The sequence below is a fragment of the Bradyrhizobium genosp. SA-3 genome (assembly GCF_004212635.1).
Classification (GTDB): Bacteria; Pseudomonadota; Alphaproteobacteria; order Rhizobiales; family Xanthobacteraceae; genus Bradyrhizobium.
On the sequence record NZ_PSRT01000008.1, the window covers coordinates 35,175 to 54,037 of the forward strand.

The 18,863-nt window shown below is 65.0% G+C and carries 13 protein-coding genes and 1 pseudogene; 8 read left to right on the top strand and 6 right to left on the bottom strand.

The genetic code is table 11. The features are described 5' to 3' along the window. The first annotated feature begins 58 nt into the window (after positions 1-58). The 3 genes from CWO91_RS42680 (at position 59) to CWO91_RS03970 (ending at position 1,500) form a co-directional block, all read left to right on the top strand. On the top strand, positions 59-301 hold the full coding sequence (locus CWO91_RS42680; RefSeq protein ID WP_165405215.1) for a hypothetical protein: 243 nt from the start codon (positions 59-61) through the stop codon (positions 299-301). Between the two features lie 41 nt (positions 302-342). Next, on the top strand, positions 343-864 hold the full coding sequence (locus CWO91_RS03965; protein ID WP_130212326.1) for a hypothetical protein: 522 nt from the start codon (positions 343-345) through the stop codon (positions 862-864). 162 nt (positions 865-1,026) lie between these two features. After that, positions 1,027-1,500 carry a secondary thiamine-phosphate synthase enzyme YjbQ gene (locus tag CWO91_RS03970; RefSeq protein WP_130212327.1) on the top strand — a complete coding sequence of 158 codons (474 nt, stop codon included), beginning with the start codon at positions 1,027-1,029 and terminating at the stop codon, positions 1,498-1,500. 69 nt (positions 1,501-1,569) lie between these two features. Here the strand turns inward: CWO91_RS03970 and CWO91_RS03975 are convergent, their stop codons facing one another. Beyond that, positions 1,570-3,204: an MFS transporter gene (locus CWO91_RS03975; RefSeq protein ID WP_245471112.1), complete on the bottom strand. Its 1,635-nt coding sequence runs from the start codon at positions 3,202-3,204 to the stop codon at positions 1,570-1,572. A gap of 294 nt (positions 3,205-3,498) precedes the next feature. Between CWO91_RS03975 and CWO91_RS03980 the strand changes: the two genes are divergently transcribed. Beyond that, complete coding sequence (locus tag CWO91_RS03980; RefSeq protein ID WP_130212328.1) at positions 3,499-4,170, top strand: response regulator; 672 nt, start codon at positions 3,499-3,501, stop codon at positions 4,168-4,170. Positions 4,171-4,176: 6 nt separating this feature from the next. Here CWO91_RS03980 and CWO91_RS03985 read toward each other — a convergent pair whose 3' ends face one another. After that, positions 4,177-7,017: an ATP-binding protein gene (locus tag CWO91_RS03985; RefSeq protein WP_130212329.1), complete on the bottom strand. Its 2,841-nt coding sequence runs from the start codon at positions 7,015-7,017 to the stop codon at positions 4,177-4,179. A 199-nt stretch (positions 7,018-7,216) separates the two neighbouring features. Between CWO91_RS03985 and CWO91_RS03990 the strand changes: the two genes are divergently transcribed. The 3 genes from CWO91_RS03990 (at position 7,217) to CWO91_RS04000 (ending at position 9,321) form a co-directional block, all read left to right on the top strand. Then, positions 7,217-7,636 carry an organic hydroperoxide resistance protein gene (locus tag CWO91_RS03990; protein ID WP_130212330.1) on the top strand — a complete coding sequence of 140 codons (420 nt, stop codon included), beginning with the start codon at positions 7,217-7,219 and terminating at the stop codon, positions 7,634-7,636. 35 nt (positions 7,637-7,671) lie between these two features. Further along, the gene (locus CWO91_RS03995) at positions 7,672-8,694 is read left to right on the top strand and encodes an alpha/beta fold hydrolase (RefSeq protein WP_130212331.1); all 1,023 of its coding nucleotides are present in this window, start codon (positions 7,672-7,674) and stop codon (positions 8,692-8,694) included. Positions 8,695-8,766: 72 nt separating this feature from the next. Continuing rightward, positions 8,767-9,321, top strand: coding sequence for a cytochrome P460 family protein (locus tag CWO91_RS04000; protein WP_130212332.1), 555 nt, complete (start codon positions 8,767-8,769; stop codon positions 9,319-9,321). A 36-nt stretch (positions 9,322-9,357) separates the two neighbouring features. Here the strand turns inward: CWO91_RS04000 and CWO91_RS04005 are convergent. After that, positions 9,358-12,866 (bottom strand): annotated as a pseudogene (locus tag CWO91_RS04005) (PAS domain-containing hybrid sensor histidine kinase/response regulator). A 320-nt stretch (positions 12,867-13,186) separates the two neighbouring features. Continuing rightward, positions 13,187-14,416 carry a 5-aminolevulinate synthase gene (gene hemA, locus CWO91_RS04015; RefSeq protein ID WP_130212367.1) on the bottom strand — a complete coding sequence of 410 codons (1,230 nt, stop codon included), beginning with the start codon at positions 14,414-14,416 and terminating at the stop codon, positions 13,187-13,189. A 334-nt stretch (positions 14,417-14,750) separates the two neighbouring features. Here hemA and aroQ point away from each other — a divergent pair, with 334 nt between their 5' ends. Then, positions 14,751-15,182 carry a type II 3-dehydroquinate dehydratase gene (gene aroQ, locus CWO91_RS04020; RefSeq protein ID WP_130212334.1) on the top strand — a complete coding sequence of 144 codons (432 nt, stop codon included), beginning with the start codon at positions 14,751-14,753 and terminating at the stop codon, positions 15,180-15,182. A 41-nt stretch (positions 15,183-15,223) separates the two neighbouring features. Here the strand turns inward: aroQ and CWO91_RS04025 are convergent, their stop codons facing one another. Beyond that, positions 15,224-16,285 carry an MBL fold metallo-hydrolase gene (locus tag CWO91_RS04025; RefSeq protein ID WP_130212335.1) on the bottom strand — a complete coding sequence of 354 codons (1,062 nt, stop codon included), beginning with the start codon at positions 16,283-16,285 and terminating at the stop codon, positions 15,224-15,226. Positions 16,286-16,575: 290 nt separating this feature from the next. Then, positions 16,576-18,717 carry a methyl-accepting chemotaxis protein gene (locus CWO91_RS04030; RefSeq protein ID WP_130212336.1) on the bottom strand — a complete coding sequence of 714 codons (2,142 nt, stop codon included), beginning with the start codon at positions 18,715-18,717 and terminating at the stop codon, positions 16,576-16,578. Positions 18,718-18,863: the final 146 nt, after the last annotated feature.

Genomic DNA, 18,863 nt, shown 5'->3' on the forward strand with positions numbered 1-18,863 from the left:
CGCCGCGGCTGAATGGAAATTACGCCCGCCACCCTCAAAAGCCGCGCGGACCATACTGATGGCCTATAATCAAGTCAAGCCAAGTCACGATTGCGTCGCTTTCTGTTATGTATCTGATTTGGTTGATGATATTTGCGCGCACGGCAGCGCGGCACACAGCGTGACGCCGCACCGCAGCAGCTCTCCGCATGATCGGCGGATGCAGCCGCCATTTCGCCGCGCTGCCGGGATCAAAGGGACCGTCGCGGTCGTTGATATCGGTGGTGCGTTTTGGGCGGCGGATGGCCTCGGCGGGGTGTAGAATTGCGAAAGTGCCACCTGCACGTCGTGGCGGAGCGCAAGATGAGACCTGTGACGTCATCCACAACATCATGGTTTGCGGTAGCCGCGTTCGCCGTGGTGATGGTCGTCAGCGGTGGCTTCGCCGCCGCGCAATCCGCTCCCGACAGTGAAAACGGCCGCTACAGCATGACGCCGATCCCCGAGGGCGTGTTGCGGCTCGACACCCGCACCGGCACCATGTCGACTTGCACCAAGAACGGAGCCGGCTGGGCTTGCTACGCGGTGCCCGACGAGCGGTCCGCACTCGATGCCGAGATCGGCCGGCTTCAGGCCGAAGTCGAGAAGCTGAAGGGCCAGCTCGCGGCCGGGCCGACGGTGTCGGGCAAGATCGACGAGCCGCTGCCGAAGTCCGATTCGCTCAAGAAGGCGGAGCCGAAAGCCGCCGAGGGCGAGCGCAAGATCGAGATCCCGCTGCCGAGCGACCAGGATCTCGACCGTGTGATGTCGTTCCTGGAAAGAGCCTGGCGCCGGCTGATCGACATGGCCAACCGCGTGCAGAAGGACGTGTCGGGGAAGATTTGAGGACCCCTTCGCGCGGCCAAAGCATTGAGCTCTTGTAGGGTGGGCAAAGGCGCTCTTGCGCCGTGCCCACCCTGTTTCCACGATGACGAGAGAAGACGTGGGCACGGCGCTTTGCGCCTTTGCCCACCCTACGACAGCGTCCGGAGTTGAAGGGATTTTTTGATGACATCAGGCAAGTCCGTAACGCGTTCGGCGCCCTCGTCGGTGCAGGCCGCCACCGTCACATCGTCGCTGCTCACCGTGCAGACGCCGGGCCGCGGCTTCACCGATCTGACCAGCGAGGCAGCCAAGTTCATCGCCGAAGCTCACGCGCGCGACGGCGCGCTGACATTGTTCATCCGCCACACCTCAGCCTCGCTGACGATTCAAGAGAATGCCGACCCTTCAGTGCTCACCGATCTCACCACGGCATTGTCCCGGCTCGCGCCGGAGAACGCCGGATGGACGCATGACACCGAGGGGCCCGACGACATGCCCGCGCATATCAAGACGATGCTGACGGGGGCCTCGCTTCAGGTCCCGGTCGTGAACGGAAAGCTCGCGCTCGGCACCTGGCAGGCGATCTATCTGATCGAACATCGCAGCCGGTCGCATCGGCGCGAGGTGGTGCTGCAGTTCGTCGGCGCGACGTCATAAGCAAAACGGCCGCGGAATCCGCGGCCGTTCGTGTCTGATCGCCGGAGCTTTGGTTCCGGCTGATCTCAACTAGATCTGCTTGATGTCGACATCCTTGGTTTCCGGCAGGAACAGGAAACCGATCACCAGGCTCATCGCGGCAATGGCGACCGGGTACCACAGGCCGGAATAGATGTTCCCGGTAGCAGCCACGATCGCAAACACCGTCGCCGGCAGGAAGCCGCCGAACCAGCCGTTGCCGATGTGGTAGGGCAGCGACATGCCGCTGTAGCGGATTCGGCTTGGGAACAGCTCAACCAGCCAGGCGGCGATCGGCGCGTAGACCAGGGTCACGTAAATCACGAGAATCCAGAGCAGGACCGTCGTCATGACATAGTTGATGTCGTTCGGATCGGCGGAAGCCGGATAGCCATGAGCCTTGATCGCTGCGGGCAAAGCCTTGGCGAAATCGGGCGAGGTGGACGTGAGCGTCTGCTCGCCGATCTTGACCGTCGCCGCCGTGCCCTTCGGCGCATCCTGGTTCTGGTAGTTCACCGACAGGTTCACCAGTGCGGCCTTGGCGATGTCGCAGCCAGTGGTGAACTTCTCAGTGCCGGTTGCCTTGAACTGGAACGAGCACTCGCTGGGGTCGGCGATCACCGTCACTGGCGAGGCTGCCAGCGCGGCTTCGAGCTTCGGATTGGCGAAGTGGGTGATGCCCTTGAAGATCGGGAAGTAGGTCACCATCGCAAGCAGGAAGCCGGCGAGGATGATCGGCTTGCGGCCGATCTTGTCGGACAAAATTCCGAAGATGATGAAGAAGGGCGTACCCAGGGCGAGCGCAACCACGATCATGATCTGCGCCGGCACGGCCGGTACCTTCAGGGTCTGGGTGAGGAAGAACAGGGCATAGAACTGTCCACCGTACCACACCACCGCTTCACCGGCCGTGGCGCCAAACAGCGCCAAGATAGCGATCTTGGCATTGCTCCATTCGCCGAAGGCTTCGGTGAGCGGGCGCTTCGAGGTCTTGCCCTCTTCCTTCATGCGCTGGAACACCGGCGACTCGTTCAGGCTCAAGCGGATCCAGATCGAAACCGCCAGCAGGACGCCGGAGAGCAGGAACGGAATGCGCCAACCCCAATCGCCGAATGCCTCTTCGCCCATCGCCGTGCGGATGCCGAGGATCAGCAGCAGCGCCAGAAACAGACCGAGCGTCGCGGTGGTCTGAATCCACGACGTGTAATAGCCACGCCGGTTCTGTGGGGCATGTTCGGCAACGTAAGTCGCCGCACCGCCATATTCACCGCCGAGTGCCAGGCCCTGGATCAGGCGCAGACCAATCAGCACGATCGGCGCGGCGAGGCCCCAGCTCGCATAGCCCGGCAGCAGACCGATGAAGAAGGTGCCGACGCCCATCAGCGTCATGGTGACGAGGAACGTGTATTTGCGGCCGATCATGTCGCCGAGCCGGCCGAAGATCAGTGCGCCGAAGGGGCGGACTGCAAAGCCGGCTGCGAAGGCGAGCAGTGCGAAGATGAAGCCGACATTCGGCGGCACGTTTGAGAAGAAATATTTTGCCAGGAAGGCGCCGAGCGTGCCGTAGATGTAGAAATCGTACCATTCGAAGACGGTGCCAAGTGAAGAGGCGAAAATGACCTTTCGCTCCTCGCCAGTCATCCCTCGGGTGCGGACGGTCCCGCCCGCGGTCGCAGCCATGGTCATCAGTTTTCGCTCCCCAAACCGTTGTTTCGCAACCCGGCTCCTGTCGGAAAGCCGGGCGACCTGATCGTTAAGGTAACATCGCCGTGAAACCCTCCCCAATACGACTTTTGGCCTTGCGCACTGACGCGCAGCTGACGGTGCTGGTATCGGGTGCGGCGCGGCCGGACGAGGTTGTGGATTAACCCCTTTGCAGCAAAGGGATAATGTGCACTTGCATGCCACGGCCGGGCAGGGAAGAATTGACCCGCCGCCGCATCGACTCGCCGGCCGGTCGCGAACGACAGCAAGAGAACGATGAACGCTCCCACGACCCATCTCGTCATTGCCGATGATCACCCCCTGTTCCGCGACGCGCTGCGACAGGCGGTGGCGGGCGTCCTGACCTCGGCCAGGATCGACGAGGCCGGATCGTTCGAGGATCTGACCAAGCTGCTGGAACAGACCTCCGACGTGGATCTGGTCCTGCTCGACCTCTCGATGCCCGGGATCTCCGGTTTTTCCGGCCTGATCTATCTGCGCGCGCAATATCCGGCGATTCCGGTCGTGATCGTCTCGGCCTCCGACGACAGCGCCACGATCCGCCGCTCGCTCGATTTCGGCGCCTCCGGCTTCATCCCGAAGCGGTTCGGTGTCGAGACGCTGCGCGATGCCATCCTCAAGGTGATGGAAGGCGACGTCTGGGTTCCCGCCGACACCGATCTGTCGGCCGCTGCCGACCCCGACATGACGCGCCTGCGCGATCGCCTGGTGACGCTGACGCCGCAACAGGTCCGGGTCCTGATGATGCTCTCGGAGGGCCTCCTCAACAAGCAGATCGCCTACGAGCTCGGCGTCTCCGAGGCCACCATCAAGGCGCACGTCTCAGCCATCCTGCAAAAGCTCGGCGTCGAAAGCCGCACCCAGGCAGTCATTGCCGCGGCGAAGATCGCCGGCGGCCAATGGAAGCAGGGCACGCCGACGGGGTGAGGGCCGCTACAGCGTCGTCAGAAGCGCGCTGGCGGCGCGGATGTCCGCCGAGTCCGAGCGCTCGACAAAGCCATCGAGGGCCGATCGAAGTGATCGCTTCGCCTCCTCGCGGCGGTCGCGTTTGGCAAGGGGCCCGGCGAGATCGATTGCGGCCCGCAGCTCCCAGGCTTTTGCGCCTTGGCGGCGACTCAAATCCAGGGACTGCACAAAATGGGCTTCGGCTTGCTCAGCCCTTGGCTGCGGCAGCGACAATAGCACTCTGCCTTTCATCCGCAGCAGCTCCGGCATGTAGAGATGATCGCCGCTCTGTTCGACCAAGCGGATCGCATCATCGAGCAGGCGCGCACTCTGCTCGATCTGTCCGAGTGCCAACAAGCCCTGAACCATCGCGATGTTGAAGGTCGTGGTGAGCAGCTCGTAGCCGGCATCGTGGAGCTCGCGCAGACAAGCCCTGATCGTCTCGACGCCGTCGGCGGCGTTTCCCCGCCGGATTGCCAGCTCGCCTTTGACACCTCGGCCGACCGCGAGGTACGGGCCCATCGAGCGCGATTCGGCGTGTGCGATGAAGCGGTCGATGTTCGCTTCCGCGCCGTCGAGATCTCCGTTCCAGAGGTCGATCGAGACCGCCCAGATCAGCGAGATGCAGAGCGTGATCGGATGATCCATCTGCGCGGCTTCGGTGACCGTCTGCCGCGCCAGTTGCTGCGCCTGCACTGGCCGGCCCTGCAACCAAAGCTCTCGTGCGAGCGAAATGCCGGCCCGGTTGCGGTGATCGAAGCCGTAGACCGTGCTGATCCGTTCCGTGCCAGGCCCCCGCCAGGCGGCCTCCAGCATCGTCAGAGCATCGCGATGCTCGCCGGCCAGATGCAACGAGACGCCCAGAAGTGAATGGGCGAGTGCGATCGAGGCCGCATCGCCGAGTGCTTCGGCGACGGCAAGGCTCTGCTGGGCGTAACCGAGCGCGGCGTCGAACTCTCCCATCCGCTCGTGGAAGATATGCATGCGGCCGAGCAGCTGGAGCCGGTTGATCTCGTCGCCACGCGCCTCCGCGATCGCAAGGCCCCGGCTTAGGGCGGCGCGCGCCGCTTCGCTGCCGCCCCGCGTGAACATCAAGGTGAGGCCGAGGGCAGCCTGGATGTGCATTTCCTCAGTGCTGCCGCGCGAGGAGGGATCGATCGCAAGCAGCGCCCGTTCCGACCAACGCCGGCATTCGATCAAGAGCGACATTGCGAGGAAGATCGGTGCCGCCGCAGCGACGAGCGCAATGCCGATACTGGCGTTGCCGTCCGTGCCGAAGCACCAGTCCAGCGCGGCGCGCACGTTGTGAAGTGCGGAGAAGTGGATCGCCCGTTCGTCGGCGCTCGGCACCATGGCCCATGTCGAGCCGGCCTGCTCCAGCCATTGCCGGTAGTAGATGGCATGACGTGCGGCGAGTTCCGCGTCGTTCGGTTCGATCTCGAGCAAATAGGCGCGCGTCGTGTCGAGCAGGCGGTAGCGCATCATGGCGCCGATCGGTCGCGGCGCGACCATGGACTTGGCGACGAGGCTGTCGATGGCGCCGAACAGGTGGGAGCGATCGACGCGTTCGTCCGGGACGACCTCGAGCGCGGCGTCGATGGTGAAGTGCCCGGCGAACACCGCAAGCCGGCGCAGCACCAGGCGCTCGGTGTCGGACAGGAGCCCGTAGCTCCAGTCCAAGGTCGCCTGCAACGTCTTCTGCCGCGGCGGCGCGGTGCGCTGGCCCTGCCAGAGCAGATTGAGGCGTTCGTCGAGCAGCGTTGCCGTCTGCTCCAGGCCATAGGCTTCGACCCGGCCGGCGGCGAGCTCGATCGCCAGGGCCATGCCGTCGAGCTTGCGGCAGATCCTTGCGATGATCGCGGCATTGGCATCGTCGAGCGCGATCTCCGCGCCGCTGGCCGTGGCACGTTCGAGGAAGAGTTGCAGGGCGGGATAGGTCCGCGCGGCAGCGACCGTTAGCCCGGAGCCGTCCGGCGGAACGGCGAGCGGCGCCAATCGATAGACCTGCTCGCCCTCGACGCGCAGGGCTTCGCGGCTCGTGGCCAGGATATGGACATGCGGCGCGGCGTGGAAGATCTCCGCAGCCAGCGGCGCCACGGCGGCGATGACGTGCTCGCAATTGTCGAGGATCAGCAGCATCTTCTTGTCGTGGAGATGCGCGAGCAGTGCGGGCAAGGGATCGTCGGTCTGCGCCGGCAAGCCCAGCATTAGCAGGATCGAGGTGATCACGAGATCGGGATCGCTGAGCGCGGCAAGATCGACGAAGTGAGCGGCATCGGCGAAGGTCTCGAGCAGGTCGTGCGCGATCGCGATCGCCACGGCGGTCTTGCCGACGCCGCCGGGGCCGGCGATCGTGACGAAGCGCGAGGCGATGAGTTTGTCCGAGACGGCGGCGATCGCATCGTCGCGTCCGACCATCCGTTGCAGCCGGTTCGGCAGCTTCACCGGCGACAAGCCGCCCTGCGGCGCCGGGCGCCGCTCTGGCGGGATGATCGTCTGCGAGATCGGCGCCACGAAGCAATAACCGCGGCCGGACAGCGTGGTGATGTAGCGTGCGCCGTCCTTGCCGTCGCCGAGCGCCTTGCGAAGAGCTGCGATGTGAAAGCGCAAACTGGCTTCTTCAACGGTCAGGCCAGGCCACACCAGCGCCATCAGATCCCACTTGCTGACGACCTCGTTCGGCCGCGACATCAGCGCGATCAGAATGTCGAACGCTTTCGCGCCGAGCGGCAGCGCGACGCCATCGCGCGTCACCAGCCGTTCATGCGGCGTCACGGTGAATGGCCCGAACGATAGGGTTCCTGCCGCAGCCCCCGCCGGTTCAGTCATGACGAAATCCTGATCCTTTCCAGGGATCCGATAGCCAGACGGGTGCGATCCGGCAAGGCGCGTGCCTGCATCGGCATCAGACCGTGGATGCAGGCCTTGTGAGGCGCGCGAACCCAAGACCTCACAACTTCTCACAACTCCAAACGGGTGTGCTGCGGCAGCCGCTGCTAGTCAGTTGCGCGACGGCAAGGAGAGCTTCATGACGCAAGCGGCAAAACTGCTTTACACGGCCAAGACACACACCAGCGGCGGTCGACACGACGGCATGTCGCGCAGTTCCGACGGTCGCCTCGACGTCAAGCTGTCGCCGCCGGGCAGTGCAGGCATCGGCACCAATCCTGAGCAATTGTTCGCGGCCGGCTGGTCGGCCTGTTTCGAAGGCGCGATGGAGATCGCCGCGCGCAAGCGCAAGATGGATCTTCCCAGGAAGTGCGCGATCGATGCGGAGATCGATCTCGTGCTCGACGAGGGCGCGTACTCGCTGAGGGCGCGCCTCAATATCAGTCTGCCGGGTCTCGATCGCGAGATTGCGCGCGGCATCATCGATGAAGCGCATCAAACCTGCCCCTATTCCAAGGCCGTCCGCGGCAACATCGACGTCACGGTCGCGCTGATCTGACGCATCATCATCTACCCCAACAAGGGAGCACCACCATGAAGCAGATCATCGACCAGCACCGCCGCCAGTTCTTTGGCGTTGCCGCGGGAACCGTTGCCATTGGTCTCGGCGTGATCGCCCGCGCCGAGACCGAGGCGCCGCGGTCCTCCGCATCGAACGCATCCTACGCCGCGATCAAGCAGATCGATGCCGGCGTTCTCAACGTCGGATATGCGGAGGCGGGCCCCTCGAACGGTCCCGTGGCGATCCTGCTGCACGGCTGGCCCTACGACATTCACGCCTTCGTCGATGTCGCGCCGATCCTGGCAAAGGCCGGCTATCGCGTGATCATTCCTTATCTGCGCGGCTATGGCACGACGCACTTCCTCGCCGGCGAGACGCCGCGCAACGGCGAGCCTGCTGCGATGGCCGCCGACATCATCGCGCTGATGGACAAGCTCGATATCAAGAAGGCCGTTGTCGCCGGCTTCGACTGGGGCGCGCGCACCGCGGACATCATCGCCGCGCTGTGGCCGGACCGCTGCCGGGCATTGGTGTCGGTCAGCGGCTATCTGATCTCCAGCCAGGCCGCGGGCAATGCACCGTTGCCGCCGCAGGCTGAACTACAATGGTGGTATCAGTTCTATTTCGCGACCGAGCGCGGCTGCGCCGGATACGAGAAGTACACACATGATTTTGCCAAGCTGATCTGGAAGCTCGCCTCGCCGCAATGGAAGTTCGACGACGCCACCTTCGATCGAAGCGCGGCGGCGTTCGACAACAAGGATCATGTCGCGATCACGATCCATAACTACCGCTGGCGGCTCGGGCTTGCCCAGGGCGAGCCGAAATACGAGCATCTTGAAAAGAAGCTCGCGGCAGCTCCCATCATCGACGTGCCGACGATCACGATGGAAGGCGACGCCAACGGCGCGCCGCATCCCGACCCGAGCGCCTATGCCAAGAAGTTCTCAGGCCGATACGAGTTTCGCCTGATCACCGGCGGCATCGGCCACAATTTGCCGCAGGAAGCACCGCAAGCCTTTGCCAAGGCCGTCATCGACGCCGATGGCGGCTGAACATCTGTCAGCATCTCGGTCCAGCCAGGCTGGACCGAGGATCGCCCGTCGAACCCAGCTTGATGAAACGTCATGACGCCATCCGAACCTGAAAAGAAGAAATCTCCCTACGCCACGATGATCGTGCTCACCGTGGGCCTCCTCGTCGTGCTCCTGACCTGCGTGCCGTATCTCGTCACGATCGCTTCCGCCGAGGGGCCCGCGACGGCGGACGCCTCGCCGATCTTCGGCGTCACGATTCCGCCGGGCTACAAGCAGTGGGAGCTGATCGCGCCAGCCGAAGAGGCGGCGCCGCTCGACGAGCTTCGCACTGTCGTCGGCAACCAGACCGCAATCGACGCCCATCAGGCCGGAAAGCTTCCGTTCCCGGACGGCACCGTTCTGGTCAAGCGCGCCTGGAAGCGGAAACAGTCCCCTGAATTTGCGTCCGCGACGATTCCCGGCGCTGCTACGACGGTCCAGGTGATGGTCAAGGACTCCAAGAAATACGCCTCAACCGGCGGCTGGGGGTTTGGCCGTTTCATTGACGGCAAGCCGGTCGACGAGGCCCAGCATCGCACCTGCTTCGCATGCCATGAAGCGCGGGCCAAGGGACGCGATTACGTCTTCACGCGGCTGGCACCCTAACCGGAAGACCCGCTGGCCATCGCAAGCAAGGCTGCTTCACTCCGCCGCCATCATCTGCTGCGTGCGCCACTGGCCGAGCAGGGCACGGAGCGAGGCTGGCTTCACCGGCTTGTTGAGCACGGCGATCTTCTCGTCGCGCGCAGCCATTTGCACGGCGGGGCTGCGATCGGCGGTGATCAGGATGGCGGGGATGCCGTCGCCGAAGCGGCGGCGGATGTCGCGGATGGCGGCGATGCCATTGCCGCGGTCGAGATGATAGTCGACGAGCAGGCCGGTGACGCGTCGTCCGGCGGCCTCGATCGCGGCGATCGCGCCCTCGGGGTCGGCGACCGCGATCACCTCGGCGTCCCAGGCCTTCAACAGCGTGCGCATGCCGTCGAGGATCGCCGCATCGTTCTCGATGCAGACGATCAGCGCGCCCGAGATCGGCGTGCGTGCCAGCGGCGTCGCGCTGGTCACGGCCGCGGTGTGGGTGATCGCCTTCGCCGTCGGCACCGTCACCGAAAATACCGAACCGCCGCTTGCATTGCCGTCGATGGCAATGCCGTGCTTGAGCACGCGCGCCAGCCGCTCGACGATCGAGAGTCCCAGCCCGAGGCCGCGCGCGATTCGCGCGCCCTGCTCCAGGCGGTGGAATTCCTTGAAAATCTCGGCGCGCTTGACCGGCGGGATGCCGACGCCGGTGTCGTAGACGCAGATCCTGAGCGAGGCGCCGCGGCGGCGGCAGCCGACCAGCACGCGACCGCGCGGGGTGTACTTGATCGCGTTGGAGATCAGGTTCTGGAGCAGGCGCCGCAGCAGGAGCCGATCCGACTCGACGGGCAGCGAGCAGGGCACGAAGGCGAGCTCAAGGCCCTTGGCGCGCGCGATCGGCGCGAACTCGATCTCCAGCGAGCGCATCAAATCGGCCATTTTGAAGCTCGAGATCGAGGTCGTCATCGCACCGGCATCGAGCCTGGAGATATCGAGCAGCGCACCGAGGATTTCCTCGATGGCCTGGAGCGACTCGTCGATGTTCTCGACCAGCCGGGTCTCCTCGCCATTGTGCTGGCGCTCGACAAGGCTGGTGATGTAGAGCCGCGCCGCGTTCAGCGGCTGGAGAATGTCGTGGCTGGCGGCGGCAAGGAAGCGCGTCTTGGAGATGCTGGCATCCTCTGCCGTGCTCTTGGCCAGCGCCAGCTCCGAGTTCAGCCGGGTCAGCTCCTCGGTGCGGTCGCGGACGCGCTTTTCCAGCGTCGCATTGGCACGCTCCAGCGCTTCCGCCGCCTCAAAGGTGGGCGTGACGTCGGTGAAGGTGATGACGAAACCGCCGCCGGGCATGCGGTTGGTGAGCACCTCGATCACCATGTGGCGTTCCGGCAGACGCTCGAGATAGGGCTCGCTGTCGGTGGTGTAGGCGGCGAGCCGCTGCTCGATCATCACGTCGCGGTCGCCCGGCTCGGGCGGATCGCTCACGCCCAGGAATTCCAGGATTTCACGCAAGGGCGTGCCGAACTGGATGAAATGCGGGGGAACGTTGAGCAGATCGCCGAACTGCCGGTTGGAGCAGATCAGTTGCAGATCGGCATCGAACACCGCGATGCCCTGACGCACATGGTTGAGCGCGGTCTGGAGGATCTCGCGGTTGAAATGCAGCGCCGCATGGGAATCGTCGAGCAGTTTCAGCGCGGCCTTCGCCGATACGGTTCGTTTGCGCAGGAGCAGCGACATCACGAGCCGCGAGGAAGCTGCGCCGATCGAGGACGCGATCATGTGCTCGGCGTGCTGCAACAGCTCGAAATCGGCGGGCGCCCCGGGCTCCAGCCGGACATTGCGCCGCGCCGAGAAGGCCTCGAACGAATGGCGGGCGCGGTCGGGCCCGAGATATTGCGCCACCGTGGTCTGGATATCCTGCACGGTGACGGTGGTGCGCCAGCGGCGGAAGCTCGGGGAGATCGGCGCGAGCGTGTTGGGGACAAACAGATCGGCCTGCACCAGCTCGATCGAAGACGGCCGCGCGCCAGCGAGAGGAGTACGTAGGTGAGAATGTTGAGCGACAGCGACCAGATGACGCCGTGCATCAGCGGCGGCAGATCGGCGCCGAACAGCGCCTGTGGCCGCAGCGCCTCGATTCCGAACGGTCCGTGCTGGAGCAGCAGAATGCCCGTCGTCGAGGAATCCATGAAGCTCGGGATGAACAGCGTGTAGAGCCACACCGCGAAGCCGACCAGCATCCCGCCGATCGCGCCGCGCGCCGTCGCCCGCCGCCACAGCAGCCCGCCGAAGAAGCTTGGTGCAAGCTGGGCGATGGCGGCAAAGGACAACAGGCCGATCGCTGCGAGCTGGGTGTTGCCGAGCGCGCGATAGTAGAAATAGGCCATCACCATGATGGCGAAGATCGCAAGCCGCCGCGAGCGCAGCAGGAAATCGCTGAAATCGGCGCCGCCGGTTCGTCCCTCCGGCCGTCGTTGCAGCACCAAGGGCACCACGAGGTCGTTCGAGACCATGATGGAGAGCGCGACGCATTCGACGATCACCATGGCGGTCGCCGCCGACAGTCCGCCGACGAACACGGCGACGCTGAGCAGATTCGCGCCGCCCTCGATCGGCAGGGCCAGCACGTACATATCGGGGTCGGCCGTGCCGAACGGGAAGCTGACGAGGCCGGCCAGCGCGATCGGAATCACGAACAGATTGATGGCGACGAGATAGAGCGGGAACAGCCAGCGCGCGCGGCCGACTTCGGCGTCGGACGAATTTTCCACGACGCTGACGTGGAACTGGCGCGGCAGCATCATGATCGCGCACAGCGACAGCAGCGTCATGGTCAGGAAGTTGCCGATCGACGGCGAGTAGTTGATGGCGCGCACCGCCTCCGGCGTCTTCATGGCGCGCTCGATCAGTTCGGGCGGCGAGAACATCCAGAAGGTGACGAAGATGCCGGCAGCCAGGAAGGCGACCAGCTTGACGATGGATTCGGTCGCAACCGCCAGCATCAGGCCGTGCTGGTGCTCGGTGGCGTCGGTATGGCGGGTGCCGAACAGCACGGCGAAGGCCGCCATCGCCAGCGTCACCATCAGCGCCATGTCACCGAGGATCGGGATGTGGGAGAAGGCCTGGTCTTCGCTCAGGATCGTCCCGAGCGAGGAGGCGACCGCCTTGAGCTGGAGCGCGATATAGGGCACCGAGCCGATGATGGCGATCAGCGCCACGGTGGCCGCCACCGCCTGGCTCTTGCCGTAGCGCGCGCCGATGAAATCGGCGATCGAGGTGATGTTGTGGGCTTTGGCGAGCTGGATCACGCGCCGAAGCACGCCGGCGCCGAGCCCGATCATCAGGATCGGACCGAGATAGATCGCCAGGAAGTCGGTCGAGGTGCGGGTGGCAAAGCCGACCGAGCCGAAGAAGGTCCAGGAGGTGCAGTAGATCGCCAGCGACAGCGGGTAGATCAGCCCGGAGGCGCGGCCAGGCCCGGCCGGCGAACGGCGGTCGCCGTGGCTCGCCACCAGGAACAGAAAGCCGATGTAGCCGAAGGCGGCGGCGATCACGCTCCAGTCGTGCAGCATGGCGAGCGCGCTTCTCCCTGGGCGCTGGCCGCGCCCGATCTCATTTTCCCAGCAAATCTAGCGCGTTGAGCGGTCGCAAGCGACAGCGAAATGCCCGGTGGGGCCGGGAACTGGGGTTGTCGTTAAGCCTTAGCGCCGGCGGCCGGCCCTCACCCTCCCCTGGAGGGGCAGGGCTATCGCGCGCAGCGCGAGCGGGGTGGGGTGATCTTTCCACACGGGCAGCGTTCGAGGTGGAGAGACCGTCACCCCACCCCGTCTCACATTTCGCTGCGCTCAATGTGCGCCGACCCTCCCCCTCCAGGGGAGGGTGAAAGGAGCGCCTACTCCGCCGCCAGCGACTTCTGGCGCAGCGGCAGGCCGAGACGACCCCAAACTTGCAGCAGAGCCTCGGCGAGCTGATCGATCAGGCCGTCATCGTGATAGGGCGAGGGCGTGATGCGCAGCCGTTCGGAGCCCTTGGCGACGGTCGGATAGTTGATCGGCTGGATATAGATGCCGTGCTCCTCGAGCAGCAGGTCGGAGGCCTGCTTGCACTTTTCGGGATCGCCGACGAACAGCGGCACGATGTGGGTGTCGCTCGACATCACCGGCAGGCCGGCGGCAGTGAGGATCGCCTTGACGCGGGCGGCGCGGTCCTGGTGGCGCTCACGCTCCCAATTCGAGGTCTTCAGATGCTTGATCGCGGCGGTTGCGGCCGAGCAGATCGCCGGCGGCAGCGCGGTGGTGAAGATGAAGCCCGGCGCATAGGAGCGCACGGCGTCGATGATCTGGCCGTTCGCGGCGATATAGCCGCCGAGGCAGCCGAACGCCTTGGCCAGTGTGCCCTCGAGGATGTCGATGCGATGCATGACACCATCACGCTCGGCAATGCCGCCGCCGCGCGGGCCGTACATGCCGACCGCATGGACCTCGTCGACATAGGTCATCGCGCCATATTTCTCGGCGAGGTCGCAGATCTTGGCGAGCGGAGCGACGTCGCCGTCCATCGAATAAAGACTCTCGCAGGCGATCAGCTTGGGCCGGTTCGCCCCCGCCGCTTTCAACAGCTCTTCAAGGTGAGCAAGATCGTTGTGGCGGAACACGACCCGCTCGCAGCCGGAATGGCGGATGCCCTCGATCATCGAATTGTGGTTGAGCTCGTCCGACAGGATCAGGCAGTTCGGAATGAGTTTCGCGATGGTCGCGATGCCGGTCTGGTTCGAGACATAGCCCGAGGTGAACAGCAGCGCGGCTTCCTTGCCGTGGAGATCGGCCAGCTCGGCCTCGAGCTGCACCAGCGGATGATGCGTGCCGGCGATGTTGCGGGTACCGCCGGCGCCGGTGCCGACGCGGGTTGCGGTCTCGACCATGGCGCCGACCACCTTGGGGTGCTGGCCCATGCCGAGATAATCGTTGGAGCACCAGATCACGACGTCGCGCTTGCCCTTGGGCGAGTGCCAGACCGCGTGCGGGAACCGGCCGGCCGTGCGCTCGAGGTCGGCAAACACGCGGTAGCGTCGCTCGGTGTGGAGACGGTCGAGGGCGGAACTGAAGAACTCGTTGTAATCCATCGGCGAAACCTGCAGCGGAACCTGGCCCAAGGCGGCCGTCCAATTTTTAGAGCTTTTCCAGCTCCGATGTCCATGCGCCTGCGCACACTTGCGGCAAGGCGGCCGTGCCAATTGGTAACGCCGGTCTGGCGGCGATTGTTGATTTGGATCAACCGCCTAACACGGGCCCGCCGGCCGGGACCGGAGTTACCGGGGAGGCAGGGCTGCCGTGGACATTTTGTCCATGACCGCGCTCCGTCCATGATTGCGGAGCCGGTCGCGCCGACGCCCATAGCCTCGTCCCGGGCAGGGCGCGGCTCGGTCGTGCCGACAGCTCATGCGAAAGGACGCCCCGATGAAACGTGTGATGATCCTCAACGGTCCCAACCTGAACCTGCTCGGCGTGCGCGAGCCGCACATCTACGGCACGACGACGCTGGCTCAGATCAACGCGAGCTGCGAGGCGGCCGCCGCAGAACTCGGGCTCAAGTTGGCCTTCCACCAGTCCAACCATGAGGGCGTGCTCGTCGATTGGATTCAATCGGCGCGGCAGGATGCCGAGGCCATCATCATCAATCCCGCCGGCTTTTCCTTCACCTCGGTGGCGATCATGGATGCGATCAAGATATTCGAAGGCCCGGTGCTGGAAGTCCACATCTCCAACATCCACGCTCGCGACGAATATCACCGCCACTCGAAGATCTCCTTCGTGGCGACCGGCGTGATCTGCGGCTTGGGCCCGTACGGCTATATCACGGCGCTGCACGCGATCGCGAATATGAAGTGAGATCCTCTCCCTCTCCCCGCGGGCGGGGAGAGGCGAAAAACTCACGTCGTCCTGAACCGCAACACGCTGTCCTGCGTCTCCGCCGTCAGCCGACCCTCGACGATCATGTAATTGACATGGGCGACCAGTTCGCCGGCGGCAAAGCCCATCTGGTGCTCGTCCAGCACATGCTTGTTGAACACGACGGGCACCAAGGCGCGCGAGGTCTGCGGCACCTCGCGGCAGGCCTCCGCGATCAGGCGGCAGCGCTCCTCGTGGTGATCGGCGAGCTGCTTGATGCGGGTCTTGAGCCCGTAAAACGGCACGCCGTGGCCAGGCAGCACCAGCACGTCGTAGGGGAGCGTCGTGGTGAGGCTGGCGAGCGAGGCCAGATATTCGCCGAGCGAGTTCTGGTCGGGTTCGACCGCCCAGACGCTGACATTCGGCGAGATCTTGCTCAGCACCTGGTCGGCGGAGAGGAACAGCTTGTCGTCGGCACAATACAGCATCACCTGGTCGAGCGCGTGGCCGCCGCCGGTGATCACCTTGAAGCGGCGCGAACCGATCACGACGTCGTCGCCGTGGGAGATGCGGCGGTAGGACGGCGGCAGCACCGAGACGCGCTTGAGATAATCCTGGCCGCGGCCGAGCAGCTTTTCGGTGAGCGATTCGTCCATGCCATGGCGGCGGAAGAACAGCCGCTGCGCCTCGCGCCGCTCCTCGGTGCCGCGGTTCTGGTGATAGACCGACTGCAGATATTCGACCTGCGACATCACTAGCGGGCAGTTGAACCGTTCGACGATCCATCCGGCGAGACCGACATGATCGGGGTGCGAGTGGGTGACGATCAGGCGCGTGATGTTGACGCCCTTCAGCGGCCCGTCGAACAGTTTTGTCCAGGCCTCGACCGTCTCCTCGTTGCCGAAACCGGCATCGATCATCGCATAGCCGTCGCCATCGGCGAGCAGGTAGATGTTCACGTGGTTGAGGCGAAACGGCAGCTTCAGCCGCGCCCACAGCACGCCGGGCCGCACCTCGACCACTTCTTCGGGGCCGGGATGCTGTTCCCAGGGGTAGCGCAAGGCCTCGGCCGAGGACTGTGCGGTGTCGGTTTTCGAATTCATGCTACCGGCTTAAACCCGCCGCGTGCGGGGCGCCAGCCGAAAAAGGATGCTTGGCGGCTGCCGCATAGCGGTCATACCGGCAGTGTTTTTCCGTGATGTGGGACAGTCGCGCCCCGAGTTCGGTTACCTCTCCCGCTTGCGGGGGAGGTCGGCGCGAAGCGCCGGGTGGGGGCTCTCTCCTCGCGGGACATTCCCAGTAAGCTGCGAACTGTCCCATTGCGGAAACACCCTCACCCCAGCCCTCTCCCGCAAGCGGGAGAGGGAGTGCAGCCCCGATGTGGCCGGCGTCCTTACGCCGCCCGCATGTTGTTGAGGAACGCGTCGATCTCCCCGCGCAGCATGTCGGCCTCGCGGCGCAGTGCGTCGGAAGCGCCCAGCACTTCGCTCGCCGCAGCGCCCGCTTCGGCGGATGCGGTGGAAACGCCGACGATGTTGCTGGAGACCTCGCTGGTGCCGCCGGCAGCGTGCTGAATGTTGCGGGCGATCTCGCGGGTGGCGGCGCCCTGTTGCTCGACTGCAGCCGCAATCGTCGTGGTGACGTCGTTGATCTCGCCGATGATCCGGCCGATGCCCTGGATGGCGCCGACTGCCGAGGTCGTGATCTCCTGCATGCTGGCGATCTGGGTGCGGATCTCCTCCGTCGCCCTGGCGGTCTGGCTCGCGAGGCTCTTCACCTCGGAGGCGACCACTGCGAAACCGCGGCCGGCCTCGCCCGCGCGTGCCGCCTCGATGGTGGCGTTGAGGGCGAGCAGGTTGGTCTGCGAGGCGATGGTCTGGATCAAATCGACGACGACGCTGATGCGGCTCGCGCTGTCGGCGAGGCTCTGCACGGTCGTGTCGGTGGCGCCGGCCTCGTCGACCGCCTTCTTGGCGATCTCCGCAGAGGTCACCACCTGGCGGCTGATCTCGGCGATCGAGGACGACAGCTGCTCGGTGCCGGCCGAGACGGTCTGCACGTTGACCGAGGTTTCCTCCGCGGCGGAGGCGACCGCGTTCACCAGCGCGTTGGACTGGTCCGCGGTATTCGACATGCTCTGCGCGGTCGATTGCATCGAATTGGCCGACTGCGCGAGGTTGTCGAGCGCGGAGCGCACCGTGCTTTCGAACTCGGCGATCTTCGCCTCCACGAGCGCGGCACGCTCGGCTTTCGCGACACGATCCTTGTCCTGCTCGCTGGCGAGGGCCCGGGCCTCGATCATGCTGTCGCGGAACACGTGAAGCGTGTCGGTCATCGCACCGATCTCGTCATTGTGCTTCGTGCGTGCGATCTCGGTGTCGAGATCGCCGGCCGACAGCAGCTGCATGGCGCGCTGCAGGCCGCTGACGCGGCGCAGGATGTTGCGGCCGACATAGAGCCAGACGAACAGCGCCGAGCCGACAAGCATCATAGCGCCCAGGGCCAGCATCGCCGTCGTCGCAAGCGAGATCTCCTGCCGCGCCTGGAAGGTCGACGCGTTGGTCTCCTTCTGCACGGCGTCGACGAGCTGCTGCACGCTGATGCCGAGGCCGACATTGAGCTTGCGCGTCTCGTCCAGGATGGTCTGGCCGTAATCGACGGAGTCGAGCTCCTTCTCACGCAAATTGAATACGCCGGTCTTGCCGGTGCCGAGCGCGAGCAGCTTTTCCGCCGTCTCGCGCAGCATCTTGGTGCCCTGATTGTTCGGCAACAAATCGAGGTTGGACCGCAGGCGTCCCTGCGCCGTCTTGAATTCCTTCTGGATGTCGTCGAGCTTGTCGGCCGTGTTCGCCGACAGCGCCGCGCTCATGTCGGCGGCGGCGAGATTGCCGCTGGCAACGACGTTGCCGAGCTGCCCGACGGTCTGCGCGGCTTCGGTGGCATCTTCGGCGGAGAGGTTGGCCGACCCGAGAATGGCGTTGACTTGGGTCTGGGCGTTCAGCATGGCCGGACTGGCCGCGCCGACGAACGCGCTCTGCGCGCTGCGCAGGGCGTCATATTGCTTGTCATGCAGGGCGGCGATATCCAGCCGCTCGCGGGCGGCCTTGGCCAGACTCTGGGCCGCCTCGTTGATGCTCTTGATGGTCTCGCTAAGTCCGGAGACGACGGTCTTGTCAGCGCCGAGCTCGATGATCTCGTTGAGTTTCTGCTGTGTCTGCTCCTGCAATTCCTTCAGCTTCTTGGTGCGCTCGTTTAGGGCGTCCTCGGTTTGAGCCGCAAGCAGGGCAGGTCCCTGTGCCGCAAGGCTCGCGCTCAGTGCCGACAATTGCAGGCTTGCAGCAAGGCGCGGAATGTCCCGCCCGCTCAGTTCAGTCATGCGCCCGCCGAGATTCTGCAGCACCAGACCGGCGCCGGCCGAGATCACGAGGCCCATGCCGGCGATCACTGCGAAGGCCGCGAACAGGCTGCCGCGCACGCCCCATTTCGGCAGTTTGAAACGCGGCTTGAATCGGCCGAGACTGAGACGGATCACCATCGAAATTCCCCCACGCCCTTGCTTCTGTTTTGTGGCCGGGAGTATCGGGCACGCCGGTTAAAAAATCGCAATTTGTGCAATCGGTTGCGCGCGTTCCGCAGAGCGAAAAAAGAAGGGCCGGCAACATCGCCGGCCCTTCGTGATGA